23 protein-coding genes are annotated in these 25,910 nt (G+C 68.1%); 10 read left to right on the forward strand and 13 right to left on the reverse strand.

Features of this window, described 5'->3' with window-relative positions:
• The first annotated feature begins 124 nt into the window (after nucleotides 1-124).
• Complete coding sequence (locus tag ACVCMC_RS11095; RefSeq protein WP_447097333.1) at nucleotides 125-781, forward strand: hypothetical protein; 657 nt, start codon at nucleotides 125-127, stop codon at nucleotides 779-781.
• Nucleotides 782-868: 87 nt separating this feature from the next.
• On the opposite strand, the gene hemF is transcribed toward ACVCMC_RS11095, so the two are convergent.
• Together hemF and ACVCMC_RS11105 are read right to left on the reverse strand one after the other, a co-directional pair.
• Nucleotides 869-1,771 carry an oxygen-dependent coproporphyrinogen oxidase gene (gene hemF, locus ACVCMC_RS11100; RefSeq protein WP_395116279.1) on the reverse strand — a complete coding sequence of 301 codons (903 nt, stop codon included), beginning with the start codon at nucleotides 1,769-1,771 and terminating at the stop codon, nucleotides 869-871.
• A 95-nt stretch (nucleotides 1,772-1,866) separates the two neighbouring features.
• Complete coding sequence (locus ACVCMC_RS11105; protein WP_395116277.1) at nucleotides 1,867-2,550, reverse strand: YdcF family protein; 684 nt, start codon at nucleotides 2,548-2,550, stop codon at nucleotides 1,867-1,869.
• 154 nt (nucleotides 2,551-2,704) lie between these two features.
• Here ACVCMC_RS11105 and ACVCMC_RS11110 point away from each other — a divergent pair, with 154 nt between their 5' ends.
• Genes ACVCMC_RS11110 through ACVCMC_RS11120 form a run of 3 tightly spaced genes read left to right on the forward strand, consistent with a single transcriptional unit; the run spans nucleotide 2,705 to nucleotide 5,444 of the window.
• A complete protein-coding gene (locus tag ACVCMC_RS11110; protein ID WP_395116275.1) occupies nucleotides 2,705-3,898 on the forward strand; it encodes a beta-ketoacyl-[acyl-carrier-protein] synthase family protein in 1,194 nt (397 codons plus the stop codon).
• Entirely contained in the window at nucleotides 3,895-4,686 is a 792-nt protein-coding gene (locus ACVCMC_RS11115) for a beta-ketoacyl synthase chain length factor (RefSeq protein WP_447097334.1), read from the forward strand. The genes ACVCMC_RS11110 and ACVCMC_RS11115 overlap by 4 nt, the downstream gene beginning before the upstream one ends.
• Nucleotides 4,683-5,444, forward strand: a complete 762-nt coding sequence (locus tag ACVCMC_RS11120) for a glycosyltransferase family 2 protein (RefSeq protein WP_395116271.1) — start codon at nucleotides 4,683-4,685, stop codon at nucleotides 5,442-5,444. Before ACVCMC_RS11115 ends, ACVCMC_RS11120 begins: the two co-directional genes overlap by 4 nt.
• Before the next feature lie 56 nt (nucleotides 5,445-5,500).
• Here ACVCMC_RS11120 and ACVCMC_RS11125 read toward each other — a convergent pair whose 3' ends face one another.
• The 5 genes from ACVCMC_RS11125 to hppD form a co-directional block, all read right to left on the reverse strand.
• Nucleotides 5,501-6,262 (reverse strand): helix-turn-helix domain-containing protein, encoded by a 762-nt coding sequence (locus ACVCMC_RS11125; protein WP_395116269.1) that lies wholly within the window; start codon nucleotides 6,260-6,262, stop codon nucleotides 5,501-5,503.
• Between the two features lie 35 nt (nucleotides 6,263-6,297).
• Nucleotides 6,298-7,698 (reverse strand): oxygen-independent coproporphyrinogen III oxidase, encoded by a 1,401-nt coding sequence (gene hemN, locus ACVCMC_RS11130; RefSeq protein ID WP_395116267.1) that lies wholly within the window; start codon nucleotides 7,696-7,698, stop codon nucleotides 6,298-6,300.
• Nucleotides 7,699-7,999: 301 nt separating this feature from the next.
• Nucleotides 8,000-8,986: a fumarylacetoacetate hydrolase family protein gene (locus ACVCMC_RS11135; protein WP_447097335.1), complete on the reverse strand. Its 987-nt coding sequence runs from the start codon at nucleotides 8,984-8,986 to the stop codon at nucleotides 8,000-8,002.
• Between the two features lie 37 nt (nucleotides 8,987-9,023).
• On the reverse strand, nucleotides 9,024-10,322 hold the full coding sequence (gene hmgA, locus ACVCMC_RS11140) for a homogentisate 1,2-dioxygenase (RefSeq protein ID WP_447097336.1): 1,299 nt from the start codon (nucleotides 10,320-10,322) through the stop codon (nucleotides 9,024-9,026).
• A gap of 12 nt (nucleotides 10,323-10,334) precedes the next feature.
• The gene (gene hppD, locus ACVCMC_RS11145) at nucleotides 10,335-11,429 is read right to left on the reverse strand and encodes a 4-hydroxyphenylpyruvate dioxygenase (RefSeq protein WP_447097337.1); all 1,095 of its coding nucleotides are present in this window, start codon (nucleotides 11,427-11,429) and stop codon (nucleotides 10,335-10,337) included.
• A gap of 107 nt (nucleotides 11,430-11,536) precedes the next feature.
• Between hppD and ACVCMC_RS11150 the strand changes: the two genes are divergently transcribed.
• Nucleotides 11,537-11,998 (forward strand): MarR family winged helix-turn-helix transcriptional regulator, encoded by a 462-nt coding sequence (locus ACVCMC_RS11150; protein WP_395116257.1) that lies wholly within the window; start codon nucleotides 11,537-11,539, stop codon nucleotides 11,996-11,998.
• A gap of 97 nt (nucleotides 11,999-12,095) precedes the next feature.
• On the opposite strand, the gene ACVCMC_RS11155 is transcribed toward ACVCMC_RS11150, so the two are convergent.
• Both ACVCMC_RS11155 and ACVCMC_RS11160 read right to left on the reverse strand, forming a co-directional pair.
• The gene (locus ACVCMC_RS11155; protein ID WP_447097338.1) at nucleotides 12,096-13,604 is read right to left on the reverse strand and encodes a peptide MFS transporter; all 1,509 of its coding nucleotides are present in this window, start codon (nucleotides 13,602-13,604) and stop codon (nucleotides 12,096-12,098) included.
• A 184-nt stretch (nucleotides 13,605-13,788) separates the two neighbouring features.
• The gene (locus ACVCMC_RS11160; protein ID WP_395116253.1) at nucleotides 13,789-15,291 is read right to left on the reverse strand and encodes a peptide MFS transporter; all 1,503 of its coding nucleotides are present in this window, start codon (nucleotides 15,289-15,291) and stop codon (nucleotides 13,789-13,791) included.
• Between the two features lie 177 nt (nucleotides 15,292-15,468).
• Between ACVCMC_RS11160 and ACVCMC_RS11165 the strand changes: the two genes are divergently transcribed.
• Entirely contained in the window at nucleotides 15,469-16,176 is a 708-nt protein-coding gene (locus ACVCMC_RS11165; protein WP_395116251.1) for an ArsR/SmtB family transcription factor, read from the forward strand.
• 14 nt (nucleotides 16,177-16,190) lie between these two features.
• On the opposite strand, the gene ACVCMC_RS11170 is transcribed toward ACVCMC_RS11165, so the two are convergent.
• Complete coding sequence (locus tag ACVCMC_RS11170; protein ID WP_395116249.1) at nucleotides 16,191-17,039, reverse strand: tryptophan 2,3-dioxygenase; 849 nt, start codon at nucleotides 17,037-17,039, stop codon at nucleotides 16,191-16,193.
• A 332-nt stretch (nucleotides 17,040-17,371) separates the two neighbouring features.
• Here ACVCMC_RS11170 and pdhA point away from each other — a divergent pair, with 332 nt between their 5' ends.
• The 4 genes from pdhA (at nucleotide 17,372) to ACVCMC_RS11190 (ending at nucleotide 22,196) form a co-directional block, all read left to right on the forward strand.
• A complete protein-coding gene (pdhA, locus tag ACVCMC_RS11175; RefSeq protein ID WP_447097339.1) occupies nucleotides 17,372-18,457 on the forward strand; it encodes a pyruvate dehydrogenase (acetyl-transferring) E1 component subunit alpha in 1,086 nt (361 codons plus the stop codon).
• 3 nt (nucleotides 18,458-18,460) lie between these two features.
• Complete coding sequence (locus ACVCMC_RS11180) at nucleotides 18,461-19,441, forward strand: alpha-ketoacid dehydrogenase subunit beta (RefSeq protein WP_447097340.1); 981 nt, start codon at nucleotides 18,461-18,463, stop codon at nucleotides 19,439-19,441.
• Nucleotides 19,442-19,552: 111 nt separating this feature from the next.
• Complete coding sequence (locus tag ACVCMC_RS11185; protein ID WP_447097341.1) at nucleotides 19,553-20,953, forward strand: dihydrolipoamide acetyltransferase family protein; 1,401 nt, start codon at nucleotides 19,553-19,555, stop codon at nucleotides 20,951-20,953.
• 469 nt (nucleotides 20,954-21,422) lie between these two features.
• Nucleotides 21,423-22,196 carry a DUF2306 domain-containing protein gene (locus ACVCMC_RS11190; protein WP_447097342.1) on the forward strand — a complete coding sequence of 258 codons (774 nt, stop codon included), beginning with the start codon at nucleotides 21,423-21,425 and terminating at the stop codon, nucleotides 22,194-22,196.
• 88 nt (nucleotides 22,197-22,284) lie between these two features.
• Here ACVCMC_RS11190 and ACVCMC_RS11195 read toward each other — a convergent pair whose 3' ends face one another.
• From ACVCMC_RS11195 to ACVCMC_RS11205, 3 genes are all read right to left on the reverse strand, one after another.
• The gene (locus ACVCMC_RS11195) at nucleotides 22,285-22,929 is read right to left on the reverse strand and encodes a DUF6348 family protein (protein WP_447099490.1); all 645 of its coding nucleotides are present in this window, start codon (nucleotides 22,927-22,929) and stop codon (nucleotides 22,285-22,287) included.
• Nucleotides 22,930-22,931: 2 nt separating this feature from the next.
• On the reverse strand, nucleotides 22,932-23,450 hold the full coding sequence (locus ACVCMC_RS11200; protein WP_447097343.1) for a YgjP-like metallopeptidase domain-containing protein: 519 nt from the start codon (nucleotides 23,448-23,450) through the stop codon (nucleotides 22,932-22,934).
• 78 nt (nucleotides 23,451-23,528) lie between these two features.
• Nucleotides 23,529-25,757 carry a DUF5916 domain-containing protein gene (locus ACVCMC_RS11205; protein WP_447097344.1) on the reverse strand — a complete coding sequence of 743 codons (2,229 nt, stop codon included), beginning with the start codon at nucleotides 25,755-25,757 and terminating at the stop codon, nucleotides 23,529-23,531.
• Between the last annotated feature and the right edge of the window lie 153 nt (nucleotides 25,758-25,910).

Below are 25,910 nucleotides of genomic sequence, written 5' to 3' on the forward strand. Positions count from 1 at the left end.
GGATGAACCGCGAATGGTGCAGTGCGGCTCCGGCAGCGTCAAATCCGCACCCTGCCACAGGTCATGGCAAACCTTTGCCGCGGCGGCGGCATCCTAGAGACTCCCACCGACCACGGAGCCTGCCATGCATCGCATCTCGACCATTCTTCTCCTGTGCACGTTCGCCTTGCTGCCTGCCCTGGCAGTGGCCCGCGACGGCGACATCGACAAGGTCAACGGCGCGGTACGCGTCGAGGCGGGCCAACAGGCCGGCGACGTCAGCTCGGTCAACGGCGCGGTCCATGTCGGCGATGGCGCCACCGTGCGCAAGGCCGGCACGGTCAACGGCGCGGTGGAGCTCGGCGACCGCGCCCAGGCCACCGCGGTGGACACCGTCAACGGCTCGATCACGCTGGGCGAAGCCAGCAAGGTCAGTGGTGACGTGAGCGCGGTCAACGGCAGCATCCGCCTGGCGCGCGGCGCCGAGGTCGGCGGCAAGCTGGGCAACGTCAACGGCGCCATCGTGCTGGATGCCGCCCACGTCGCCGGCGGTCTGGCCACGGTCAGCGGCGACATCAGCGTGGGCGAAAACTCGCGCGTCGAAGGCGGCATCCTGATCGACAAGCAGAACGGCTGGTTCAACTTCAACAGCCGCAAGCCGGTGGTGGTGATCGGCCCGCACGCCGTGGTGCAGGGCACGCTGGAGTTCCGCCGCGAGGTGGAACTGAAAGTCAGCGACAGCGCCACGATCGGCCCGGTGAAGGGGGCAACAGTGGAGAAATTCAGCGGGGCCACTCCGTAGGTCAGATCGTAGGGCGGGCAATGCCCGCCGCGGTCGCGACATGCTAACGGGCATCGGCGGGCGGTGCCCGCCCTACGCGCGGCTGCGTCAGACCCAGTCGCGCGGCTTCAGGTAGTCGGCGAGCTTCGCCTCGGCGGAGCCGGCTTCCGGCTGGTACGCATACTCGAAGCGCACGCGCGGCGGCAGGCTCATCAGGATCGATTCGGTGCGGCCGCCGGACTGCAGGCCGAACAAGGTGCCGCGGTCGTAGACCAGGTTGAACTCCACGTAGCGACCGCGCCGGTACAGCTGGAACTCGCGCTCGCGCTCGCCGTACGGCGTGGCCTTGCGCCGTTCGACAATCGGCAGATAGGCATCGAGGAAACCCTGGCCGACGTCACGGGTGAACGCGAAGCAGCGCTCGAAGCCGCCCTCGTTCATGTCGTCGTAGAACAGCCCGCCCACGCCGCGCGTTTCGTCGCGGTGCTTCAGGTAGAAGTACTCGTCGCACCATTGCTTGTAGCGCGGATACACGTCCGGGCCATACGGTTCGCACAGGTCGCGCGCCACGGTATGCCAGTGGCGCACGTCCTCGTCCACCGGGTAGAACGGGGTGAGGTCGAAGCCGCCGCCGAACCACCACACCGGCTCCACGCCTTCCTTGCTGGCCTCGAAGTAGCGCACGTTGGCATGCGTGGTCGGCACGTGCGGGTTCTTCGGATGCAGCACCAGCGACACGCCGGTGGCGATGAAGCTGCCGCCGGCCAGCTCGGGCCGGTGCGCGGTGGCGCTGGGTGGCAGCTGATGCCCATGCACGCGCGAGAAATTCACCCCGGCCTGCTCGAACACCGCGCCATCGCGCAGCACGCGGGTGCGCCCGCCACCGCCCGCCGCGCGGGTCCACGCATCCTCGACGAAGCGTGCGCCGCCGTCGGCCTGCTCGATCGCCGCGCAGATGCGGTCCTGCAGTTCGCGCAGGAAGGTTTCGGCAAGGTCGGCTTGTGCACTCATCGTCTGGCCCGAAAGATTCGATGGCGCCAAGCTTAGCAAGCAGCCGTGCGCGACCGGCTGCGGTGCAGCGCCGCGCCGGCCTGATCCGGCACAATTCAACTGATGCGTGCGGCCATGCGCGCGTGCCCGATCAACCGCGCCCAGCGCATGCCGATGTCGATCCACATCAGGTAGCCCGCTTCCAGCACGAGCCGGCCGAGGTAGCGCGCATGCCGCGGCAGCGTCGGTTCCGCCGCCACGGCAATGCTGTCGAAGCCGAGCCGCTGCGCCAGCAGCAGACAGCGCGCAAGGTGGTAGCGGCTGGTCACCAGCGCCACCGGCGGCAGGTGGCCTCGTTCCAGCAGCAGCCGGCGCGCATGGCGCAGGTTCTCCAGCGAGTCGATCGAATCCTGTTCGAGCTCCACGCGCACGTCGCCGGTCAGCTCGTGCTGGCGCAACCAGGCCTCGCCGGCAGCGGCCTCGCTCAGCTCGCTGCCGCTGCAACCGCCGAGCAGCAGCAGATGATCGGTCTGTTGCTGCCGTGCCAGGACCAGCGCGCGCTGCAGGCGCTGCCGGTAATCATGGCCGGGCGCGTCATGTTCCAGCCGGCGGCCGAACACCAGCACGGTCATCCGTCGCGGCGGCGACAGCGGGCTGCGCGTGGCGATGCGCCATACATGGACCAGATAGCCGAGCCAGACCAGGCCGGCACTGAGCACCACGACCAGCCCGGTGACCACTGCCGCATGCAGCACGTCGGCGTCGCGCAGGTATTTCGAGGGTTTTCGCGGGGCGGACACGCCAAGGCATCGTCGGTGCGGGAGACGCGACAGCTTAACGGTGTACGACGTTCGCGGCATCTTCATGCCGTGCTGGCCACGATCGGACTCCGCCGATGGTCGCAGGCTAGGCAAGCTGCAGGGCGACCGCTAGGCTTTCGCGATGCCTCATGTGATGACACCTCTCGCGGTCACCGCGCACACCGCCACGTCGGCACTCGGCCACGGGCTCGACGCCCAGCTCGACGCGTTGCGCGGCGAGCGCAGCGGCCTGCGTCCGAACGATTTCAGCAGTGCGCCGCTGACATGCTGGATCGGCCGCGTCGATGGCCTGGAAACCGCCGCGCTGCCCGCCGCGCTCGCGTCATGGGATTGCCGCAACAACCGGCTGGCCTGGCTCGGCCTGAATCAGGACGGCTTCCTCGACCGCGTGCGCGCCGCGCGCGCGCGCTACGGCGCCGGCCGCGTCGCCTTGCTGCTGGGCACCTCCACCGCCAGCATCGGCGCCACCGAGGAGGCGTATCGGCGGCTCGACGCCGACGGCGGTTTTCCCGACGACATGCTGCGCCCGGCGATCCACGCGCCGCATTCGCTGGCCGCCTTCGTGGCCGCGGCGCTGGCACTGGAAGGGCCGTGCCTGACCGTCTCCACCGCCTGCTCGTCCAGCGCCAAGGTGTTCGCCAGCGCCGAGCGGATGCTGCGGCTGGGCCTGATCGACGCGGCCGTGGTCGGCGGCGTGGACACCTTGTGCGACAGCGTGCTGTTCGGTTTCAACGCGCTGGAACTGGTCTCGCCCGAGCCGTGCCGGCCGTTCGACGCGGCGCGCAACGGCATCTCGATCGGCGAGGCCGCCGGCTTCGCGCTGCTGGAGCGCATCGACACCGCACCCGATGCACCCCGCCTGCTGGGCTACGGCGAATCCAGCGACGCGCACCACATGTCCACGCCGCACCCGCAAGGACTCGGTGCGGAGCTGGCACTGAACGACGCGCTGGCGCGCGCCGGGCTCGATCCTGCGCAGGTCGGCTACATCAACCTGCACGGCACCGCCAGCCAGAAGAACGACGAAGTGGAAGCGGCGCTGGTCGCGCGCGCCTTCCCGGCTACCACGCGGGCCAGCTCCACCAAGGGTTTCACCGGCCACACGCTGGGTGCCGCAGGCATCGTCGAGGCGACCATGGCGCTGCAGGCGATCGAACACGACCTGGTGCCCGGCAACCTCGGCGGCGACACGCCCGACCCGGTCTGCGGCGCGCAGTTCGCCTGGCACAACGAGCAGCAGCGCATCGACGTGGCACTCAGCAACTCGTTCGGCTTCGGCGGCAACAATGCCTGCCTGGCCTTCGCCCGCGCGGGGTTCGTCGCATGAGCGACTTGCGCGTCTACGTCGAAGGCATCGGCCTGTGGTCGCCGCAGCTGGCCGACTTCGCCGCATTGCGCAGCCTGCTCGCCGGACAGACGCCAGCGCCGCCGCCGGCGCGCCCCACTGCCGCCACGCTGCCGCCGAACGAGCGCCGGCGCGCGCCGGCCAGCGTGCTGCTGGCGATCGAGGCGGCCGGACAGGCGGTCGCGATGAGCGGCCGCGACGCCGCCACGCTGGCGTGCGTGTTCGCCTCCTCGCACGGCGACCAGACGATCACCGATTACATGTGCGCCACGCTCGCCCATGCGCCGGCCGAGCTGTCGCCGATCCGCTTCCACAACTCGGTGCACAACGCCGCCGTCGGCTACTGGACCATCGCCACCGGCTGCCACGCGCCGTCCACCGCGATCGCCGCGCAGGCAGCCAGCTTCGGTGCCGGCCTGCTCGAAGCGGCCAGCCAGGTGCTGACCGAGCAACGCGCGGTGTTGCTGGTGTGCAGCGACGGCGCCGGCAGCTGGCCACTGGCCGAAGTCACCGACTGCGACCAGCCTTTCGCCTGCGCGCTGGTGCTGGCCCCTGCGGCGGGCGCGGCCACGCTGGCCCGGCTCGACCTGCAGCTGGCCCCGCCGCAGCCCGACGATGCCCTGCCCGAGCCACTGGCCGGTTGGTGCCGGGGCAATCCATCGGCCCGCAGCCTCGCCCTGCTCGCCGTGCTGGCCAGTAATGCGGGATCATGCCGGCTGGCCGCCGCCCCCGCGCTGGGATTGCAGATCGCCATGGAGAAGGTCGCGTGAATACATCCACCGCACGCTGGTGCGTCCTGATCCCCTGTCTCAACGAGGAGGCGGCGATCCGCGCAGTGATCGAATCCGTGCTCGCGCTGGAGGCTCCGGTGATCGTGATCGACGACGGCTCGGACGATCGCACGCCGGATATCGCTGCCAGCCTGCCGGTAACCCTGCTGCGCCACGAACAACGCTGCGGCAAGGGCGAGGCGCTGCGCCGGGGCTTCCGCGAGGCGCTGCGCCTGGGCTACGACGCGGTACTGACGATGGACGGCGACGGCCAGCACCTGGCCAGCGACATCCCGCGCATCGTCGCCGCCGCCGCGCGCTACCCGCAACACATCGTGATCGGCGCGCGGCTGCTGGACAAGGCGCAGCAACCGAAGGGCCGTCGCCGGGCCAACGCGGTCGCCGACTGGGGCATCTCGTGGGCCTGCGCCCAACCGGTGGCCGACACCCAGAGCGGCCAGCGCTGGTATCCGCGCGAGGCACTGGAACTGGTCGACCTGGCCGCGGAGAACTTCGTGTTCGAGGCCGCCATCCTGATCGCCGCCTCGCGCGAGAAGAAACTCGGCATCGTCTCGGTGCCGATCGCCTCGCGCTACCACGGCACGTTCCGCCCCAGCCACCTGAAACCGGTGCGCGACGTCACCCGCATCACCACCTACACGATCGGCCGGGTGATCCACTACGGCGACATCATCGCCAGCTATCGCCGCTCGCGCGCGCGTCCGCGAGTGATCGAGGAAGCCGTGCCGGCAGCTTAGAGACACCATGGCCAAGTCCTCGCTGGAACGACGGCCTGGTCAGAACACCTTGGAACTCAGTCCGGCAGCAGCGCCTGGCCGAGCTGGCGCAGGGCATCGGGGTTGAGCAGCTCCAGTTCGCGACCCTCGATGCGGATCAGGTTCTGGCTGCGGAAGCGGCTCAGCACGCGGCTCACCGTTTCGGCGGCCAGGCGCAGGTAGTTGGCGATGTCGCCGCGCGACATGCTGAGGTGGAAGCGCGTGGCGGAGAAACCGCGCGCGGCATAGCGTCCGGCGAGATCCATCAGGAACGCCGCCATGCGCTCGTCCGCGCTGTGGTCGCCGGCCAGCAGGCTGGCGCTGCCCAGTTCCTTGCTCAACAGGCGGAACAGGTGCTTCTGCACTGCCGGTATGCGCGAGGCCAGCGCGCTCATCGCGGGGAAGGAGAAACGGCAGAAGAACGAGGTATCCAGCGCCACCGCGTCGCAGGGGAAGTGCTCGGGATAGATCGCGTTGAGGCCGATCACCTCGCCGGGCAGGTAGAAACCCAGCACCTGCTCGCGGCCCTCCTTGTCCACCATGCGGGTTTTCACCGTGCCGCTGCGCACCGCGAAGATCGCGCGGAACGGATCGCCGGTGCGGAAGATGTGCTCGCCGGCACGGAACGGCCCGACGTGCTCGACCAGGCATTGCAACTGCGCCAGCTCGGGCTTGTTGTAGCCCGCAGCGATGCAGGCACTGGAGAACGCACAGGTACCGCAGAAGTGCGCCTCGTCGCCGTCGTCGGCAATCGGATTGGGCGGCTCGGGCAGGCGCCCTGCCGGGTGCTTGGAATCCATGATGCGATCGGGTTGCCTGGTCGGAGCTGCGTGGATCAGATCACGCGCGAATAGCGCGCCGCCTGTGCCTTGTCGTCGAGATAGGCGTCAAAGCACATGGCGATGATACGCAACAGCAGACGGCCCCGCGAGGTCACCCGCACCTCGCGCGCGTCGTCTTCCACCAAACCGTCGGCCACCAGCGGCGCGAGGCGTTCGCGCGCGCGCACGAAATATTCGTCGAACAGCAGCCGATGGCGCGCACCGAACTGCTGCTTGTCGACCACCCCGTGGCACATCAGCTCGCCGATCAGCTCGCGCCGGATCAGGTCGTCCTCATCCAGCTCCAGCCCGCGCGCCACCGGCAGCCGGCCAGCGTCCAGCGCCCCGTAATAGCCCATCAGGTCGCGCGCGTTCTGGCTGTAGCTGTCGCCGATGCGGCCGATCGCGCTGACGCCCAGCCCCACGATGTCGCAGTGGCCGTGGGTCGAATAGCCCTGGAAATTGCGTTGCAGCGTGCCGGCGCGCTGCGCCAGCACCAGTTCGTCGGTGGCCTTGGCGAAATGGTCCATGCCGACATAGACGTAACCCGCCGCCGACAACTGCGCCACCGCGCGGCCGAACAGGGCCAGCCGCGTGGCGGCGTCGGGCAGGTCGGCTGCGGCGATTTGCCGCTGCGCCTTGAACATCTCCGGCAGGTGCGCGTAGCCGTAGACGGCCACGCGATCCGGGTCGAGCGACACCACCTGCTCCAGCGTGCGGCTGAAGCCCTCGACGGTCTGCAGCGGCAGGCCGTAGATCAGATCCACGCTGGTCGAGCGGAACCACGACTTGCGCGCCGCCTCGAGCACCTCGCGGGTTTGCTCGAAACTCTGGATGCGGTTGACTGCTTCCTGCACCGCCGGGTCGAAATCCTGGATGCCCACCGACATGCGGTTGAAACCCAGCTCGCCCAGGCCGTGCACATAGGCACCGTCGGCGAAGCGCGGGTCGATCTCGATGCCGAATTCGCGATCCGCCGCGCGGCTGAAGCTGAAATGCCGCGCCAGCGATTCCAGCAGTTCGCCCATCTGGCGGATGTCGAGGAAGTTGGGCGTGCCGCCGCCGAAGTGCAGCTGGCGCACCGGACGGTCGCGGTCGAACAACGGCGCGATCAGCTCGATCTCGCGGTACAGCCGTTCGAGGTAGCGATCGGCCTGACTGTGGTCGCGCGTGATGATGCGGTTGCAGCCGCAGTAGAAGCACGGGCTCATGCAGAACGGCACGTGCACGTACAGCGAGAGCGGGCGCGGGATCGGCTCCTCGTTGGACGCCCGGATCACGCCGCGCAGCACGGTTTCGTCGAATTCGGTCTTGAACTGCGGCGCCGTCGGATAGCTGGTGTAACGCGGACCGGCCACGTCGTAACGGGCAATCAGCGCAGGGTCGAAGTCGGGAGGTTCGATGGGAGTGGCCATGGGGACGAGTCTGTCCACCCCCCTGCCCGTCCGCCTTGATCCGGATCAACCCGCCGGAAGTCGCGTCAACCTGCCGCAGCGTCTTTGATGCAGGGAATGGAGAATAGGGAATCGGGAATCGGGGAAACACGCACGCCGAGGTGCTCCCGCTGGCGAAACGCTTCACACGCAGGCATCGCCCGTCCTCGGTGAAGCGCTTGGCTCGCGCGGCGTGTCGACGGGCATGATGCTCTATTCCCTATTCCCTATTCCCTATTCCCTATTCCCTATTCCCTATTCCCTATTCCCCATTCCCGGCCTTTCAGCGCTTGAGCGGTTCGACCTGCTGCTCGATGGAGCCGAAGATCGAGGCGCCGGCAGCGTCGGTGACGTCGATCTTCAGGCGGTCGCCGAACTTGAGGAACGGCGTGGACGGCTTGCCATCGCGCAGCGTTTCCACGGTGCGCTGCTCGGCCAGGCAGGAGGCGCCCTTGCCGGTGTCCTGGTTGGCGATGGTGCCGGAGCCGACGATGGTGCCGGCGGTGAGCGGACGCGTTTTCGCCACGTGGGCCACCAGCTCGGCGAAGGAGAACTGCATGTCCACGCCACACTCGGCCTCGCCGAACCAGGCGCCGTTGAGCCAGGTGCGCATCGGCAGGTGCAGCTTGTCACCCTGCCAGGCGTCGCCCAGTTCGTCCGGCGTCACCAGCACCGGCGACAGCGCGGAGCGCGGCTTGGACTGCAGGAAGCCGAAGCCCTTGGCCAGCTCGCCCGGAATCAGTCCGCGCAGGCTGACGTCGTTGACCAGGCCCACCAGCTGGATGTGTCCGGACGCCTGCGTCGGCGTCGCCGCCATCGGCACGTCGTCGGTGACCACGATCACTTCCGCTTCCAGGTCGATGCCGAAATCCTCGCTGGGCACCACCACCGGATCGCGCGGGCCGAGGAAGCCGGCGCTGGTGGCCTGGTACATCAGCGGGTCGGTGTAGAACGAGGCCGGCACCTCGGCGCCGCGCGCCTTGCGCACGCGCTCCACGTGCGGCAGGTAGGCCGAGCCGTCGACGAACTCGTAGGCGCGCGGCAGCGGCGAGGCCAGCGCGTGGACGTCCAGCGCAAAGGCGCCAGCGGCATGGCCGGCATTCAACTCTTCGGACAGCGCATTGAGCCGCGGCGCCGCGTTCGACCAGTCGTCCAGCGCCGCCTGCAGCGTCGGCGCGATGGCGTCGGCCTTCACCGCGCGGGAGAGGTCGCGGCTGACCACGATCAGCGTGCCGTCGCGGCCGCCTTCCTTGAGAGATCCGAGTTTCATCGTGTCGCCTTGTATGTGCTTCGTGGATGGATGGCCGTCACGGCGCGAAGTGCTTCGCGATGCCCTGCCAGCAGGCGTAATAGTTCTGCTGCAACTGCGGCGCGTCCAGCGCCTGCTGCGTGGGCCGGATCACCTTGCGCGTCTCGAACATGAAGGCCATGGTGGCGGTGATGACGTCAGGCTTGGACAGGTCGGCAGTCGAAGCCTTCTCGAACGTCGCCGCATCCGGGCCGTGCGCGCTCATGCAGTTGTGCAGCGAGGCGCCGCCGGGCACGAAGCCCTCGGCCTTGGCGTCGTACACGCCGGTGATCAGGCCCATGAACTCGCTGGCCACGTTGCGGTGGAACCACGGCGGCCGGAACGTGTGCTGCGCGACCAGCCAGCGCGGCGGGAAGATCGCGAAATCCACGTTTGCCGTGCCGGCGGTGTCGCTGGGCGAGGTCAGCACGGTGAAGATCGACGGATCGGGATGGTCGACGCTGATCGAGCCGATCGTGTTGAAACGGCGCAGGTCGTACTTGTACGGCGCGTAATTGCCGTGCCAGCCGACCACGTCCAGCGGCGAATGGCCGATCTTCGCCGACCACAACGCACCCTGGAATTTCGCCACCAGTTCGAACGCGCCCTCGACGTCCTCGTACGCTGCCACCGGGGTGAGGAAGTCGCGCGCGTTGGCCAGGCAATTGGAGCCGATCGGGCCGAGATCCGGCAGCCGCAGCAGCGCGCCGAAGTTCTCGCAGACGTAACCGCGCGCCTCGCCATCGAGCAGGTCCACGCGGAAGCGCACGCCACGCGGAACCACCGCGATCTCCTGCGGCTCCAGCTCGATCACGCCCAGCTCGGTGGCCAGCCGCAGCCGACCCTGTTGCGGCACGATCAGCAGCTCACCGTCGGCGTCGTGGAAGAACCGCCCCTGCATCGAGCGATTGGCCGCATACAGATGGATGCCGATGCCCGCCTGCTCCGCCGGCCCGCCATTGCCGGCCAGGGTGACCAGGCCGTCGATGAAATCCGTCGGCTGCGCCGGCAGCGGCAGCGGATCCCAGCGCAACTGGTTCGGCGTGGCCGGCGCCTCGTCGAAACGATTGTGGAAGGTGGCATGCGCCAGCGGCTGGAACGGCTCGTGCACCGCCGCCGGGCGAATCCGGTACAGCCAGCTGCGCCGGTTGCTATGACGCGGCGCGGTGAACGCGGTGCCCGACAGCTGCTCCGCATACAGTCCGTGCGCCACGCGTTGCGGCGAGTTCTGTCCTTCCGGCAGCGTGCCGGGAATGGCCTCGCTGGCGAACTCGTTGCCGAAACCCGACTGGTAACCCTTGCTGACGCCGATCGCCATGGGAACCGCTCCTCAGAGGAAACCGCGCTTCATCTGGTCGCGCTCGATCGACTCGAACAGCGCCTGGAAATTGCCTTCGCCGAAACCTTCGTTGCCCTTGCGCTGGATGATCTCGAAGAAGATCGGGCCGATGCAGTTCTGGGTGAAGATCTGCAGCAGCAGGCGCTTCTTCGTTTCCTTGTCGGCGTCGATCAGGATCTTGTTCTTCGCCAGCCGCGGCACGTCCTCGCCGTGCCCGGGGATGCGCTCGTCGATCACCTCGAAATAGGTGTCGGGGGTGTCGAGGAACTCCACGCCGGACGCGCGCATCTTCTCCACCGTGGCGTAGATGTCGTCGGTGAAGCAGGCGATGTGCTGGATGCCTTCGCCGTGGTAGGCGTCGAGGTATTCGTTGATCTGGCTCTTCGGGTCGTTCGACTCGTTCAGCGGGATGCGCACGACGCCGTCCGGCGCGGTCATCGCCTTGGAGACCAGGCCGGTCTTGGCGCCCTTGATGTCGAAGTAGCGGATCTCGCGGAAGTTGAACAGCTTCTCGTAGTAGTCCGACCACTTCTGCATGTTGCCGAAGTACAGGTTGTGGGTGAGATGGTCGATGAAGGTGAGGCCGAACCCGGTCGGGTTCTGCTCCGCCCCCGCGATCGCCACGTAATCGGCGTCGTAGATGCTGCCGAGGTTGCCGTAACGGTCGACCAGGTACAGCATGCAGTCGCCGATGCCCTTGATGACCGCCGCGTTGACCGCCTTGCTGGCTTCCTTGTGGCCGACCTGCTCGCCGCCGTTGTCGAGCACCGCCTGCAGCACCTGCGCGCCGGGCTTGCGGAAGCGGATGCCGAAACCGCAGGCGCTGGGGCCGTGTGCCTTGGCGAAATCCGCGGCGAAGGAATCGGGGTCCTCGTTGACCAGGAAGTTCACGCCGTTCTGCCGGTAGACGGTGATTGGCCGCGACTTGTGTTTCAGCACTGCCGCGAAGCCCATCCGCTTGAACAGTTCGTGCAGCTCCCCGGCACGACCGGCGGGCGCGGCGAACTCGACGAATTCGAAGCCGTCGATCCCCATCGGGTTGTCGAAGGTGCTGACCTGCATGCCAAGGTTGGGCTGGGCGTTCATGGCGCTCTCCTGATTGTCGGTGCACGATGGCCGCCCACGAGCGTGCCATCACCACTGGTAATCCTTCGTTATAGTTACAAATGAAACCAATTGCAAGGAACCCGTCCATGTCCCTCCGCCACAAGAGCACGCCGGCCCGCGCCGAGCACGCCCCGTTGCAACTGGAGCACTTCCTGCCCTACCGGCTGTCGATCCTGTCCAACACGATCAGCCAGACGATCGCCGACGACTACCAGAGCCGCCACGATCTCTCGGTGACGGAATGGCGGGTGATGGCGGTGCTGGCCCGCTTCGAAGGGCTGTCCGCGCGCGAGGTGGCCGAGCGCACGGCGATGGACAAGGTGGCGGTGAGCCGCGCGCTGGCGCGCCTGGTCGCCGCGGGCCGGGTGGATCGCACGGTGCACGACAACGACAAGCGCCGCTCGGTGCTCAAGCTCAGCGCCGCCGGCTGGGCCATCCACGACGACGTCGCCCCGATGGCCCGCGCCCGCGAACGTGAAGTGCTGGCCAAACTCGATGCCGAGGAGCGCCAGTGGCTGGAGCGGATACTGGACAAGCTGCTGGCCTGAAGGCCGAGAATGGGGAATAGGGAATCGGGAATGGGAGAGCACAGCGCCGCGGCGTGAGCTTTGACGATTCTCCATTCCCTATTCCCCATTCCCGGCCTCAACGCACCCCGTGCATCAGCCGGTTCACCAGCGGCGCGATGGCGAGCAGCAGCGCGCCGGCGCCGAGCAGCAGCCAGAAGCTGAAGGTGAAGCCGTCGAGTGCGGCGCTGGCGGTGAGGCCGTGGGTGCCGGTGATGCGGCTGGCGAACAGGCCGGACAGGTTGCCGCCCACCGCCAGTGACAGGAACCAGCCGCCCATCGCGAAGCCCACCAGCTTCGGCGGCGCCAGCTTGGTCACCATCGACAGGCCGATCGGCGACAGGCACAGCTCGCCCAGGGTCTGCATCACGTAGCACAGCACCAGCGGCCAGAACGGGATCAGCCCGTCGGTGCCCAGCAGCTGTCCCAGTGCGTACACCAGCACCAGGAAACCCAGCGCGTTGAAGACCAGGCCGAAGCCGAACTTGCGCGGGATCGAGGGCTCGCGCCGGCGCCTGTCCAGCCACGCCCACACCGCCGCCACCAGCGGCGCGAACACGATGATGGCCAGCGGGCTCACCGACTGGAACCAGCCCACCGGGAAGGTCCAGCCGCCGAACAGCCGGCGATCCACCAGGTTCTCGGCGAGGAAATTGAAGGTGGTGCCGAGCTGGTAGTAGAACATCCAGAACAGCACGTTGAAGGCGAAGATGATCAGCATCGCGATCACCCGCCGGGTCTGCACCCGGCCGTGCCGCGCCGCCTCCGTCAGCAGCATCGCCGCCACCACCACGAACAGCGCACCCAGCACCCATTGCAGGCCGCGCGCGCCGATGCCCGAGAGCAGCCAGTACATCACCGGCACCGCGGCGAACGTGCCGGCCGCCACCCACAGCACGCGCCAGCGGCTTTCCGCGCCGTTCGCAGGCCGGCCCACGCCCTTGAGCTGGCGCCGGCCGAACCAGAACCACAGCAGGCTCAGCAGCATGCCCACGCCGGCGGTGATGAACACCAGCCGGTAATTCTGCTCCAGCGGGGTGGCGGTGAACTGCGCGGCCATCCAGCCGGTAAGCAGCGGCGCAATCAGCGCGCCCGCATTGATGCCCATGTAGAACAGGGTGAAGCCGCGGTCGCGGCGCGGGTCGTCGCGGCCGTAGAGCTGGCCCACCATCGAGGAGATGTTCGGCTTGAACAGGCCGTCGCCGACGATCACCAGCGCCAGCCCGAGCAGCAGCATCACGCGGTCGGGCAGCGCCAGCACGAACAGTCCCGCCGCCATCACCGCCGCACCGAGCAGGATCGTGCGTTGATAGCCGATCAACTTGTCCGCCACCCAGCCGCCGAAGATGCCGGTGCCGTAGATCAGCGCGGTGTACGAACCGAAGATCGCGCTGGCCCACGCCTGGCCCGAACTGTCGCCGTGGTAGAACTCGGCCACGATGTACAACGCCAGCGCCCAGCTCACGCTGTAGAACGCGAAGCGCTCCCAGAACTCGGTCATGAACAGCATCCACAGCGGTCGCGGATGCCCGAGCAATGGCGGGAAATCAGGCGTCGGGACGACGTCGACGGTACCGGTCTGGCTCATGCAAGTCCTTCATCGGCATGCGTGAGGCAGCCGCAAGCGCCCAGATGTAACCGGGCGCCAAGCGTCGCGTCAATGGTTGAGAGTCAGGGAGTGGGGAATCGGGAATCGGGAATCGGAAGAGCGGGACGAGGCTTCGCGTTGCCGCTTTGACCATTCCCTATTCCCTACTCCCTATTCCCTGCCTTCACCTAACCCCGTGCATCAGCTTGTTGATCAGCGGCGCGAGCAGGAACAGCAGCACGCCGCCGCCGAGCAGGATCCAGAAGCCGGAGGTGTAGCCGGAGAGGGCCGAGTCCACGGTCATGCCGGACTCGCCGCTGACGTGGGCGGCGAACAGGCCGGCCAGGTTGTTGCCGATCGCGGTGGACAGGAACCAGCCGCCCATGCCCAGCCCGACCAGCCGCACCGGCGCCAGCTTGGTCACCATCGACAGGCCGATCGGCGACAGGCACAACTCGCCGGCGGTCTGCAGCACGTAGCACAGCACCAGCGTCCACAGCGGAATCATGCCGTTGTCGCCGACCAGGCTGGACAAGGCATACATCAGCACCGCGAAACCCAGCGCGTTGCCGATCAGGCCCAGGCCGAACTTGCGCGGGATCGACGGCTCGATGCGCCGCTTGTCCAGCCAGCCCCAGGCCAGTGCGATCAGCGGCGCCAGCAGCACGATCGCCACCGGGTTGACCGACTGGAACCAGCCGATCGGGAACATCCAGCCGCCCAGGTCGCGATCCACGATGTGCTGCGCCAGGAAGTTGAACGAGCTGCCGGCCTGTTCGAAGAACATCCAGAACAGCACGTTGAAGGTGAAGATGATCAGCATCGCGATCACCCGCTGGATCTGCACGCGGCCGGTGCGGATCGCCTCGATCACCAGCATCACGCCCACGCCCAGGAACAGCGCGGTGAGGAGCCACTGCAGCACCACCGCGCCGGCGCGATCCATCAGCAGGTACACCAGCGGGATCGCCACCAGCACGCCGATCGCCACGTACACCACGCGCATCGGGTTGGCCATCTCCGGCGAGGGCCGGCCGACCGGACCGAGCTGGCGCCGGCCGAACCAGAACCACACCAGGCTGATCAGCATGCCCACGCCGGAGGCGGCGAACACCACGTTGTAGCTGTGGTGCCCGGGCGTGCCGAACACCTTGTTGGCCAGGATGCTGGTCAGCACCGGCGCAATCAGCGCACCGGCGTTGATGCCCATGTAGAACAGCGTGAAGCCGCGGTCGCGGCGCGAGTCGCCCGGCGCGTAGAGCTGGCCGACCATCGAGGAGATGTTCGGCTTGAACAGGCCGTTGCCGACGATGATCGTGGCCAGGCCCAGCATGAACACCTCGTGGCTGGGCAGCATGATCATGAACAGGCCGGCCGCCATCACCACCGCGCCGAGCAGGATCGAGCGCTGGTAGCCGAGGATCTTGTCGGCCACGTAGCCGCCGAACACCGCGGTGGCGTAGACCAGCGCCAGGTACGCGCCGTAGGTGCGGCTGGCATCCGCCTGGCCGGCGTCGTTGCCGTCCCAGAACTGCGCCACGATGTAGAGCGTGAGCGCCCAGCGCATGCCGTAGAACGCGAAGCGCTCCCAGAACTCCGACATGAACAGCATCCACAGCGGTCGCGGGTGGCCAAGCAGTTGCGGGTATTCCGGCAGCGGCGCGGCCGTGGAGTTGCTCGTCGTCATGGGGTTTCCGTGAGAGTGATGCGCCGGCTGCGGCCGGCGTGATCGCAAGATATTGCGTCGAAGATGTAACCGGCCCACGGCGCGCCGTCAACCCGCGGCACGCCGGCGCACCGTCGCCACCGCCATGCTTCGTCGCGCGACGAAACCTCCCCGCGGCCGCCGACTTACACTGCGGGCATGCGCAAAACCGTCTGGCCCGAACACCTGTTCAAACCCGCCGCCGCACTGGCCGAACCCAGCCGCGCCGCGATGCTCGCGGCGCTGCTGGATGGCGTCGCCCTGCCTGCCGGCGAGCTGGCCCAACTGGCCGGCATCAGTGCCGCCACTGCCAGCGCGCACCTGGCGCGACTGGTCGCCGAGGGCTTCGTCGCGGTCGAGCCGCAGGGCCGCCACCGCTACTACCGGTTGGCCAATGCCGACGTGGCCGCCGCCCTGGAGGCGATGGCCAGCCTGATGCCACGACCGCCACCGCGCCAGCGGCCGGGCGATCCGTCGCTGTGGCGTGCGCGGTTGTGCTACCACCATCTGGCCGGCCAGCTCGGCGTGCTGTTGCGCGAATCGCTGCTGCAACGCGGCTGGCTGCAACTCGATGGCGACGGTTGCGGCCTCAGCCGGGCAGGACGCGACGCGCTGCAGCGGCTCGACCTGCTGGCCGCCGACAGCCCGGCCACCTTGCGCGGCCGGCTATGCCTGGACTGGACCGAACGCCGCCATCACGTCGGCGGTACGCTGGGACGCGATCTGGCGCACGGCATGATCGATCGGGTCGGCTGGCTGCGCCGGCGGCCGAGCAGCCGCGCACTGACACCTACCCCGCTGGGCGCGGCGGCGCTGGCGCGCGAGTTCGGCATCGACGCCGACGCGCTCGACGCCGTTTCCGGCTGAGCGAGTCGCCGTCGTCAGACGCCGAGTTCGGTGCGCACGTCGAGCAACTCGGGGAAAAACTCCAGGTCCAGTGCCTTCTTCAGGAAACTCACCCCGGACGAGCCGCCGGTGCCGCGGCGATGGCCGATGATGCGCTCCACCGTCTTCATGTGGCGGAAGCGCCAAAGCTGGAAGCTCTCCTCCACGTCCACCAGTTGCTCGCACAGGTGGTACTCCGGCCAGAAATCCGCACGGCCCTCGTAGATGCGCTTGAGTACCGGCAGCAGGCCCGCGTTGCGGCGGTAGGGCTGGGTCCAGTCGCGATCGAGCAGCTCGGCCGGCACCGCATGGCCGCGGCGCGACAGGTAGCGCAGGAACTCGTCGTACAGGCTGGGTGCCTCCAGCACCGCACGCAATCCGGCCTGCGCGACCGGGTCATGCGCGAACACCTTGAGCATCGCGGCATTCTTGTTGCCCAAGGTGAACTCGATCTTGCGGTACTGCAGCGACTGGAAACCCGACGATGGCCCCAGCACGCCGCGGAACTCCAGGTATTCCGACGGAGTGAGCGTCTCCAGCACCGCCCATTGCTCGAACAGTTGGCGCTGCACCTGCTTCACCCGCGCCAGGATCTTCAGGCAGGCATCGACATCATCGCGCTGCAGGTGCGCCACCGCGGCGGTGAGCTCGTGCAGCATCAGCTTCATCCACAGCTCGGCCACGTGGTGCTGCACGATGAACAGCATCTCGTCGTGATGCGGCGGATTGCTCAGCGGCTGCTGCGCCGACAGCAAGGTGTCCAGCTGCAGGTAGCCGCCGTAGGTGATCTGTCCGTTGAGGTCGGTCTGGATGCCCGCTTCGAGATCGCGCTGGTTGTCGCTCATGGTGTTCCGTCGTGTCATCGGAAACGGGCATGGTAACGGCTGGGGCGACGCATGAACCTTGATCCAGGACAGAGGCGCAGCCCTCCCCGTGCGCGATGCTTTCCGGAACGGAATCCGGGATTCGCGGAAGCATCGCGCACGGAGTGCTCTCCTGCAGGGGTTTCGGGCTCCGCAACCGCCCTTCCATACCGCCACGCATGCTGCACTGTACCTTGCAGTGCAACATGCCAGCCTGTTATCAAGCGCGGTCTTGCGCAGTCGTTTGCGGCCCGATCGCAACCGGCGGGACATGCGCCACCAGGTTTTCCTCTGTACTCACTCCGGAGCGAGTCGTGACCATCGCCGCCAAGTTTGAAATCGAATACCTGCAGTACCTCGATGCCGAAGGCAAGGAAGTCCGCAAGGATCTCCCGGCCTTCGCCAAGGACCTCGACCACATGGTCGAGCTGTACAAGCTGATGCTGTCCACCCGCGTGTTCGACGCCAAGTCGATCGCGCTGCAGCGCACCGGCAAGCTGGGCACCTACGCCAGCTGCCTCGGCCACGAGGCTGCCCATGTCGGCATCGGCAGCGCGATGAAGCCCGAAGACGTCTACGCACCGAGCTACCGCGAATACGGCGCGCAGCTGTATCGCGGCGTGCAGCCGCGCGAGGTCTACATGTACTGGGGGGGTGACGAACGCGGCAACGACTACCAGAAGGAGCCGGCGCGCCACGACTTCGCGTGGAGCGTGCCGATCGCCACGCAATGCCTGCACGCGGCCGGCTCGGCGCTGGCGTTCAAGATCCGCGGCGAGAAGCGCGTGGCGGTGTGCACCATCGGCGACGGCGGTTCGTCCAAGGGCGATTTCTACGGCGCGATCAACATCGCCGGCGCGCAGAACCTGCCGCTGGTGGCGGTGATCGTCAACAACCAGTGGGCGATCTCGGTGCCGCGCAAGATCCAGTCCGGTGCGCCGACGCTGGCACAGAAGGGCATCGCGGCCGGCCTGTTCTGCATCCAGGTCGACGGCAACGACATCATCGCGGTGCGCAAGGCGATGGAGGACGCACTCGATCGCGCGCGCAACGGCGAAGGCGGCAGCGTGCTGGAACTGGTCACCTATCGCCTGGGCGACCACACCACCGCCGACGACGCGCGTCGCTACCGCGGCAAGGACGAGGTCGACGAAGCCTGGGCCAAGGAGCCGATGAAGCGCCTGCGCAACTGGCTGGTGGCGAAGAAAGTGTGGGACGACGCGAAGGAAGAGGCGTGGAAGGCCGAATGCGACGAGTGGATGGACAACGAGGTCAACGCGTACCTGGAAACCAGGACCCAGCCGGTCTCGGCGATGTTCGACTACACCTTCGCGGAGCTGCCCGCCGACCTCGAAAAACAGCGCGACCACGTTCTCTCGCTTGACCAGAAGGCCCACTAAGCCATGGCACAAATCACTCTCATCGAAGCGGTCACCCAGGCGCTCGCCTACGAAATGGCCCATGACGAATCGGTCGTGGTGCTGGGCGAAGACGTCGGCGTCAACGGCGGCGTGTTCCGCGCCACCCAGGGCCTGCAGGAAAAATTCGGCGAACTGCGCGTGCTCGACACGCCGCTGGACGAAACCACCATCGCCGGCGTCACCGTCGGCCTCGCCGTGCAGGGCATGAAGCCGGTCGCCGAGGCGCAGTTCGAGGGCTTCATCTACCCGATGATGGAGCAGATCGCCTGCCATGCCGCACGCATGCGCAACCGCACCCGCGGCCGCCTCACCGTGCCGGCCGTGTGGCGTGCGCCGTGGGGCGGCGGCATCCGCGCACCGGAGCATCACTCCGAGGCCAACGAGCACCTGTTCACCAATATCCCCGGCCTGCGCGTGGTGCTGCCCTCCTCCCCGGCGCGCGCCTACGGCCTGCTGCTGGCCGCGATCCGCGACCCCGATCCGGTGATGTTCTTCGAGCCCAAGCGCATCTACCGCCAGTACAAGGAAGAGGTGCCGGACGATGGCGAAGCCCTGCCGCTGGACGTGTGCTTCGTGCTGCGCGACGGCAGCGACGTCACCATCGTCACGTGGGGCGCGCAGGTGAAGGAGTCGCTCGAAGCGGCCGACGCGCTGGCCGCCGAAGGCATCAGCGCCGAAGTGATCGACGTGGCCACGCTGACCCCGCTGGACTTCGACACCATCGCCGAGTCGGTGGCCAAGACCGGTCGCTGCGTGATCGTGCACGAAGCCCCCAAGACCGCCGGCTTCGGCGCCGAGATTGCCGCCCGCCTGGCCGAGGAATGCATGTACGACCTGCTTGCCCCGGTCGAACGCGTCACCGGCCCCGACACCCACATCCCGCTGTTCCGCCTGGAAATGAAATACCTGCCGAGCGTGGAACGCGTCGTCGACGCGGCGAAGCGCACGTTGGCGGCAAGCTGAGCTTGCCGCCGGGAATCGGGAATAGAGAATAGGGAATGGGCAAAGCCAAAGCGCAATGCCCGCCCGCTCTTCCGATTCCCCATTCCCTATTCCCTATTCCCGGAAAAACCAATGGCTGACATCAAGACGTTCTACCTCCCCGACCTCGGCGAAGGCCTGCCCGACGCGACCGTGGTCGAGTGGCACGTGAAGGTGGGCGACACCATCAAGCTCGACGCACCGCTGTGCTCGATGGAAACCGCCAAGGCGGTGGTCGACGTGCCCTCGCCCTACACCGGCAAGGTCGTCAAGCTGCATGGCGCACCCGGCGACATCATCGAGACCGGCGCCGCGCTGGCCGAGTTCGAACCCGATCCGAACGCCAAGCAGCGCGCCGAGGCCGAGGCCACCGGCCACCACCACGGCCCGAAAAAGCCGGCCGCCGGCGCCGGCACGCCCACGCCGAACCCGGACGACGCCGACGACCAGGTGATCGCCTCGGACGAAGGCGGCGAGATCGCGCAGACCGGCAAGGAGCGCGAAGACGAAGGCACCGTGGTCGGCGCGATGGTCAGCGGCAACACCGTGCACGTCGAGCAGGCGGCCAGCATCGGCGGCGTGAAGGCGGTGCCGGCGGTACGCGCGCTGGCGAAGAAGCTCAAGGTCGACCTCTCCCGCGTGAGCCCCAGCGGCGCCGGCGGCGTGGTCACGATGAAGGACGTCAAGGACGCCGCCGCGAACGGCACCGCCGCGCTCGGTGCCGCCCCGGCCCGCGCCGTGCCCGCTTCCGCCGGCCGCCACCTGGCGCCCGAACTGCCGCCGGCCGAGCCGCAGCGCGGACCGGTCTCGCTGGCCGGCAAGCCGGTGCGCACCGCGCCGCCGAGCGTCACCGCCACCGGCCAGCCGGAACAGTTGAAGGGCGTGCGTCGCAACATGGCCCGAGTGATGGCCGACGCCCACGCGCAGGTCGTGCCGACCACCCTGGTCGACGACGCCGACCTGCACGCCTGGATCGGCAAGCAGGACATCACCGCGCGCCTGATCCGCGCGATCGTCGCCGCGTGCAAGACGGTGCCGGCGCTGAACGCATGGTTCGACGGCAAGAACCTCACCCGCACGCTGCACCCGCAGGTGGACATCGGCATCGCGGTGGACACCGACGACGGCCTGTTCGTGCCGGCGTTGCGCAACGCCGACATGCTCGACGCGGCCGGCATCCGCACCGCGATCAAGCGCCTGCGCACGCAGGTCGAGGACCGCACCATCCCCGCCTCCGAGTTGTCCGGCTACACCATCAGCCTGAGCAACTTCGGCATGTTCGCCGGCCGCTACGCCACGCCCGTCGTGGTGCCGCCGACCGTCGCCATCATCGGCGCCGGCAAGCTCGGCCACGACGTGGTGGCGGTGATGGGCGGCATCGAAGTGCACCGGCGCATGCCGATCAGCCTGACCTTCGACCACCGCGCCGCCACCGGCGGCGAAGCAGCCCGCTTCCTCAAGGCGCTGCTGGACGATCTGTCCCTGCCGAACTGAGCGGGCGACCCCCGGCAGAAAACAGGGCGCCCGCGGGCGCCCTGTTTCTTTCACGCTCGCGGGCGGGTACGGCCCCCGTTCCCGGACAACATCCCGCGCTACCGGCGACGCGCAGTACCGCCGTACCCGATCCAGATCCGTTCGCACTTGAGGGCGAGGAAGTCGAGGCGCTGCCCTCCGACTTCGGGCGCGCAGGCCGCCGCGCGGGGAAACCGGTCGGCGGCAGCGCTCGCCGTCGTCTCCCACCGTGCCTCGGCAACCTCAAACCGCCGTCCGTCGCCTGACGTGTTCCCGGCAATGCCGCCACTGGCAACACTGCCGGGCAATGCACTCCGGAACCGGCCCGATGACTCCTCCGCCCGACGCGACGACGCCTGCCAGCGACAGCCTTTGCGCCTCCGATCCACGGATACGCAATTCACCGGCGGCGGCCTTCGCTGGCACGCGACCACCTGCGCACGGAAAATCCGTGCTGCAGGCCGCGGCGACGGGCTGGTTCGTGGTGGCCGGACTGGGCCAGCTGATCTTCGTCGCGTACCTGTTCGGCTTTTACGGCCGCACCGCGCTGCTCGGCCAATTCGACGCCTGGAACCGGATCTTTCCACGCGCCCACGTGGCGGGAGATCCGCTGCACAACGCCGCGGTGGCCGCGCACCTGGCTTTCGCGGCGCTGATCACCATCGGCGGCCTGCTTCAGTTGGCGACGGGCGTGCGGCGGCGGTTCCCGCGTTTCCATCGCTGGAACGGACGCATCTATCTCGCCTCGGCGTTCGTGATGGGCGTGGGTGGCCTGGCGATGGTATGGACGGGAACCAAGGTGGGCGGCCCATGGCAGCACGTCGCGATCAGCATCAACGCGATCCTGATCCTGTTGTGTGCGGCGATGGCGTTGCGCCACGCCATGGACCGTCGCTTCGCACTGCATCGGCGCTGGGCGCTGCGCCTGTTCCTGGCGGTGAGCGGCGTGTGGTTCTTCCGCATCGGCCTGACGTTCTGGATATTGCTGAACCAGGGGCCGGCGGGTTTCGACCCGGAGACGTTCACCGGGCCGGCGCTCACCACCCTCGCGTTCGCCCAGTACCTGCTGCCGCTGGCCGTGCTCCAGCTCTACTTCCACGCGCAGGACCGAGGCGGGTCGCGCGGACGCACGGCCATGGCCGCGAGCCTGTTTGCCGCGACGCTGCTGACGGCGGCCGGCATCTTCGCCGCGTCGATGATGCTGTGGCTGCCGCATCTGCGGTAGCGCCAGCTTGCTATCGCTGCGCCATGCCCGCCAGGGATTCACCACCCAAACCGGAAGACTTCGCGCGTGCCCGGCGGGTGGCGCCCGTTCAATAATCGCGCACGTCCAGCAACAGGAAACAGCGCGCGCTGTAGTCGCCGGCTTGCGGCCATGCGACGCTGGCGAGCGCCAGCGTGCCGGCGGTCCACAGCTCGTTGTCGAGCAGTGCCTCGCAGCGCGAATCGCCATCCGCGGCATGGCTGTGCACGAGGCGCACCCAGTGCAGTTCGGGGCTGAGCGCTTCGCGCTTCAATGCCGCCTCGATCGACGCCAGCGCCTCGGTGGGCATGCTGGCGGCATCCGCGCCGCGTGCACCGAACGGGCCGATGAACACGTCCCACGTGCGCACGCCGATCTCCCACGCGGCAATGCGCATGCGGCGGTCGTCGGTGACGTACCAGCACGCGGCCAGCAGCGGGTGGAACGCATCGTGCTCGAACGCGCGCAGCGCGTCGCGGCAACCGGTGTCGCCGCCGCCCGCTCCGGCGAAGCTCTCCTCGATGTAGCGCTCCTCGCTCAGCACCACGTCGACGTCGAGCCGGCCGGGCTCGCCCGCCGCACCCGCATGCCAGGCAGCGCGGATCGCCGGAAAGTCGCCGTCGGTGACCAGCCAGCCGTCCTCGTCCGCTTCCAGCTCGACGTCGTGGCGCTCGAACAACTGCAACAGGTATTTCTGCAACGCCGCGCTGTCCATCGTCATGCCTGCGAGGGGGTGGTGTCGTTCGACGGCAGCTCGCGCCAGGTCAGGTAGACACGCAGGTCGAACTCCAGCTGATGGTAGTCCGGCAACATGTGCGTGCACAGCTGGTAGAACGCCTTGTTGTGCTCCATCTCTTTCAGGTGCGCCAGTTCGTGCACCACGATCATCTGCAGGAACTCCGGCGCAGCGGCCTTGAACAGGCTGGCCACGCGGATCTCCTTTTTCGCCTTGAGCCGCCCGCCCTGCACGCGCGAGACCGCGGTGTGCAGGCCAAGCGCGTTGCGCAGCACGTCGAGCCTGGCGTCGTACAGCACCTTGTCGATGCCGGGTGCATTCTTCATGTGCTGCTGTTTCAAGGCAGCCACGTAGGCATACAGCGCCTTGTCGCTCTGCACGTCGTGGCGCGCCGGGTAACGCCTGGCCAGGTGCTCGCCCAGGCGCTCCTGCGCAATCAGCGCGCGCACCTTGCCCTGCAGCGTGGCGGGGTATGCCTGGAGATACTTGAGCGCGACCATGCGGCCATTCTCGCACTGCGCCGCCTCGATCCGGGTGGAGCGCCCACGGAAGTCGCGCGGATGCGACGACGCGCGCCGCTACATGTCGAAGCGGTAACTCAGCTTGACCAGCAGTTGCTCGTCGTCGCGCAACGCAAAGCTGTTGCCGAGGACATCGCCCGTGTGGCGCGCCAGGCCATCCATCGCGTAACCGCCGCGGCCGTAGACCACGTACAGGTAGGACAGCGGAGCCAGCTCGTAGCGGTAGCGGATCTGCAGGCCGAGGTTGCGCACGTTGAAGTCGTCGATCGGCTCGTCGCTGGCCTCGGCGCGGCCGCTGGCGCCGACGCGGTAGCCGCCGCGCAGGCGCGCGTCCAGGCCGATCGCCTGCAGCTTCACGCGCAGTTCCTGGCGCGGGTCGATGGCCCAGTCGAAACCGGCATCGAGTTGCAGCGTGTGCTGGTCGAAGCGGCCGATCAGGTTGTCGTGCTGCCAGACCAGCCAGTCCGGAATGCGCTGCCAGGACGGCCCGGCGTATACGCTGAAGGCGTCGTTGATGAAGTAGGTGGGCACGAACTCGATGTCGAAGGCGGCCTGCCGGTTGCCGCCGAGGCCGCCGGTGAAAACCTCCGCATCCAGCTTGAACGCCCAATCGCCGTGGCGCGGACTGATGCGCTCGTAGAAGAAATCCAGCGACGGCGGCAGGAACAGCGCGCCATGCCCGCGCGTCAGCAAGTCGTCCCAGCCGGCCGTGTTGACGTTGAGCTGTGCATCCTCGGTGGTGCCGTCGCGCAACGTGCTGGTGCGGCGGATGCGCAATTGCCGCCGCAGGCGCAGGCCGTGGTCGTTGTCCAGCGCGTCGACGCGGAAATGCCAGTCGTGCGAGCTGTAGGCCGAGTCCGCCGGCAGCGAGGCGTAGCGCTTGCGCACCTCCCAGTGGGCGTAGTTGAAATTGTTGCGTTCGAGGTAGCCGAAATCGTTGACCTGCAGCCGGTCGCCGAAGTGCATGCCCAGCCATTGCTGGCGCCAGCCGTCGCCCATTTCCAGGTCGGCGATGACGGTGCCGCCGCTGTCGCGCGTGTGCGTTCCCGATTGCAGGATGTCGCTGGCCACCACGTTGGTGGCGATGGTCAGCTGCGCGGTGGGCTGCCAGTGGTGATCGACGCCGAGCACGGTCGCCTCGCGATCCAGCCATGGCCGGTCGACGCGGGTCAGCAGCATGCCCAGGCTCTGCGTGCCGAAGTCGTGGGTCACCCGCGCAGCCCCGAAGAAGCGCCCGGCCCGACCGTCCTCGTCGGCGGCCAGCACGCCGTAGCTGGTGGTGCCGACGCTGCCGTTGAGCTTCACCGCGGCGTCGATGTCCGCCGCGCCCATGCCATCGTCCGAAGGACCACCGACGCGGCGCGTGTAGACCAGCTGGCTGTTGTCGTCGAGCAGGCTGAAATCGAAGATGCCCTGGTTCTCGGTGAAGAACGGGCGCTTGTCGCTGACGTAGGTTTCGGTGGCGCCGAAGTTGACCACCAGGTCGTCGCTCTCGACCTGGCCGAAATCCGGGTTCAACGCCGCGGTCAGCTGGAACTGGCCGTTCGGTTTCCACAGGATGTCGGCGCCCTGCTGGAAATGGCTGCGGCCGCGCACGTTGTCGTACAGGCCCGACGCATACGGCGTGATCGCAAACAGCGACTGGTGGTACTGCGGCACCTCGATCCGCTCGAACTCGGACAGGAAGCGCGGGCGCATGAAGCTGGCCACCGGCCATGCGTCGCGTTCGCCGGTGGAGCCGGTGACGCGATCGAGATAGATGCCGAGCGTGCGCTGGCCGTCCTTCGCCGCATGCATCGGCGCGGTGTACCAGGGGATCAGGATCTCCACGCTCCAGCCGGCCGCATCTTCGCTCACCGCGTGCTGCCAGCTGCCGTCCCAGTCCTTGTTGAACCGGCTCTCGTTGGTGATCACCGCATCGTTGATGCCGTTGGTCGAGCTGACCACGAAATCGTAGCCGGTGCGCCCGTCGCCGTTGAAGTCGACCATCACGTTGACGCGGTCCACCTGGTCGTCGAAATCGCGCTGCACGCGCTGGCGCGTGCGCGGCACCTCCGGTGGCTGGTCGCAGCGGAACGCCACCGCCAGCCCCTCCGGCGTCGCCAGCACCCAGGCCTCGGTATGCAGCGTGCCGGGCTGGCCGTTGAGCGGCTGGGTCTGGCGAAAATCGGTGATGTGTCGTGCGCCGGCCCACTCGGCCGGCTGGATGTGACCGTCAATCTCGACGGCGAGCGCCGGCGCCGAGGCCGCGGCCAGGGTCAGGAACAACAGGCATGCAAGGCGCATGTCGGGGAATCCACGGGGAGAGAATGCCGCGCGGCGCAGTGGAACCGGCGCGCTCGGCATGGGGTAGATGCACAGCTTGCCGCGAAGGTTTGAATTCCTCGACGGCCATTGGTCATGCAAAGGGCATGACGCAGGCGCGGCCCGCACCGCGCC

It is taken from the genome of Rhodanobacter sp. UC4452_H20, assembly GCF_052978205.1.

Excerpts from the sequence above, each read along its gene's own strand:
- ACVCMC_RS11095 (WP_447097333.1), top strand. The coding sequence starts at position 125 with ATGCATCGCATCTCGACCATTCTTCTCCTGTGCACGTTCGCCTTGCTG.
- hemF (WP_395116279.1), bottom strand. The coding sequence starts at position 1,771 with ATGAGTGCACAAGCCGACCTTGCCGAAACCTTCCTGCGCGAACTGCAG.
- ACVCMC_RS11110 (WP_395116275.1), top strand. The coding sequence starts at position 2,705 with ATGACACCTCTCGCGGTCACCGCGCACACCGCCACGTCGGCACTCGGC.
- ACVCMC_RS11115 (WP_447097334.1), top strand. The coding sequence starts at position 3,895 with ATGAGCGACTTGCGCGTCTACGTCGAAGGCATCGGCCTGTGGTCGCCG.
- ACVCMC_RS11125 (WP_395116269.1), bottom strand. The coding sequence starts at position 6,262 with ATGGATTCCAAGCACCCGGCAGGGCGCCTGCCCGAGCCGCCCAATCCG.
- hemN (WP_395116267.1), bottom strand. The coding sequence starts at position 7,698 with ATGGCCACTCCCATCGAACCTCCCGACTTCGACCCTGCGCTGATTGCC.
- ACVCMC_RS11135 (WP_447097335.1), bottom strand. The coding sequence starts at position 8,986 with ATGAAACTCGGATCTCTCAAGGAAGGCGGCCGCGACGGCACGCTGATC.
- hmgA (WP_447097336.1), bottom strand. The coding sequence starts at position 10,322 with ATGGCGATCGGCGTCAGCAAGGGTTACCAGTCGGGTTTCGGCAACGAG.
- hppD (WP_447097337.1), bottom strand. The coding sequence starts at position 11,429 with ATGAACGCCCAGCCCAACCTTGGCATGCAGGTCAGCACCTTCGACAAC.
- ACVCMC_RS11150 (WP_395116257.1), top strand. The coding sequence starts at position 11,537 with ATGTCCCTCCGCCACAAGAGCACGCCGGCCCGCGCCGAGCACGCCCCG.
- ACVCMC_RS11155 (WP_447097338.1), bottom strand. The coding sequence starts at position 13,604 with ATGAGCCAGACCGGTACCGTCGACGTCGTCCCGACGCCTGATTTCCCG.
- ACVCMC_RS11160 (WP_395116253.1), bottom strand. The coding sequence starts at position 15,291 with ATGACGACGAGCAACTCCACGGCCGCGCCGCTGCCGGAATACCCGCAA.
- ACVCMC_RS11165 (WP_395116251.1), top strand. The coding sequence starts at position 15,469 with ATGCGCAAAACCGTCTGGCCCGAACACCTGTTCAAACCCGCCGCCGCA.
- ACVCMC_RS11170 (WP_395116249.1), bottom strand. The coding sequence starts at position 17,039 with ATGAGCGACAACCAGCGCGATCTCGAAGCGGGCATCCAGACCGACCTC.
- ACVCMC_RS11180 (WP_447097340.1), top strand. The coding sequence starts at position 18,461 with ATGGCACAAATCACTCTCATCGAAGCGGTCACCCAGGCGCTCGCCTAC.
- ACVCMC_RS11185 (WP_447097341.1), top strand. The coding sequence starts at position 19,553 with ATGGCTGACATCAAGACGTTCTACCTCCCCGACCTCGGCGAAGGCCTG.
- ACVCMC_RS11195 (WP_447099490.1), bottom strand. The coding sequence starts at position 22,929 with ATGGACAGCGCGGCGTTGCAGAAATACCTGTTGCAGTTGTTCGAGCGC.
- ACVCMC_RS11200 (WP_447097343.1), bottom strand. The coding sequence starts at position 23,450 with ATGGTCGCGCTCAAGTATCTCCAGGCATACCCCGCCACGCTGCAGGGC.
- ACVCMC_RS11205 (WP_447097344.1), bottom strand. The coding sequence starts at position 25,757 with ATGCGCCTTGCATGCCTGTTGTTCCTGACCCTGGCCGCGGCCTCGGCG.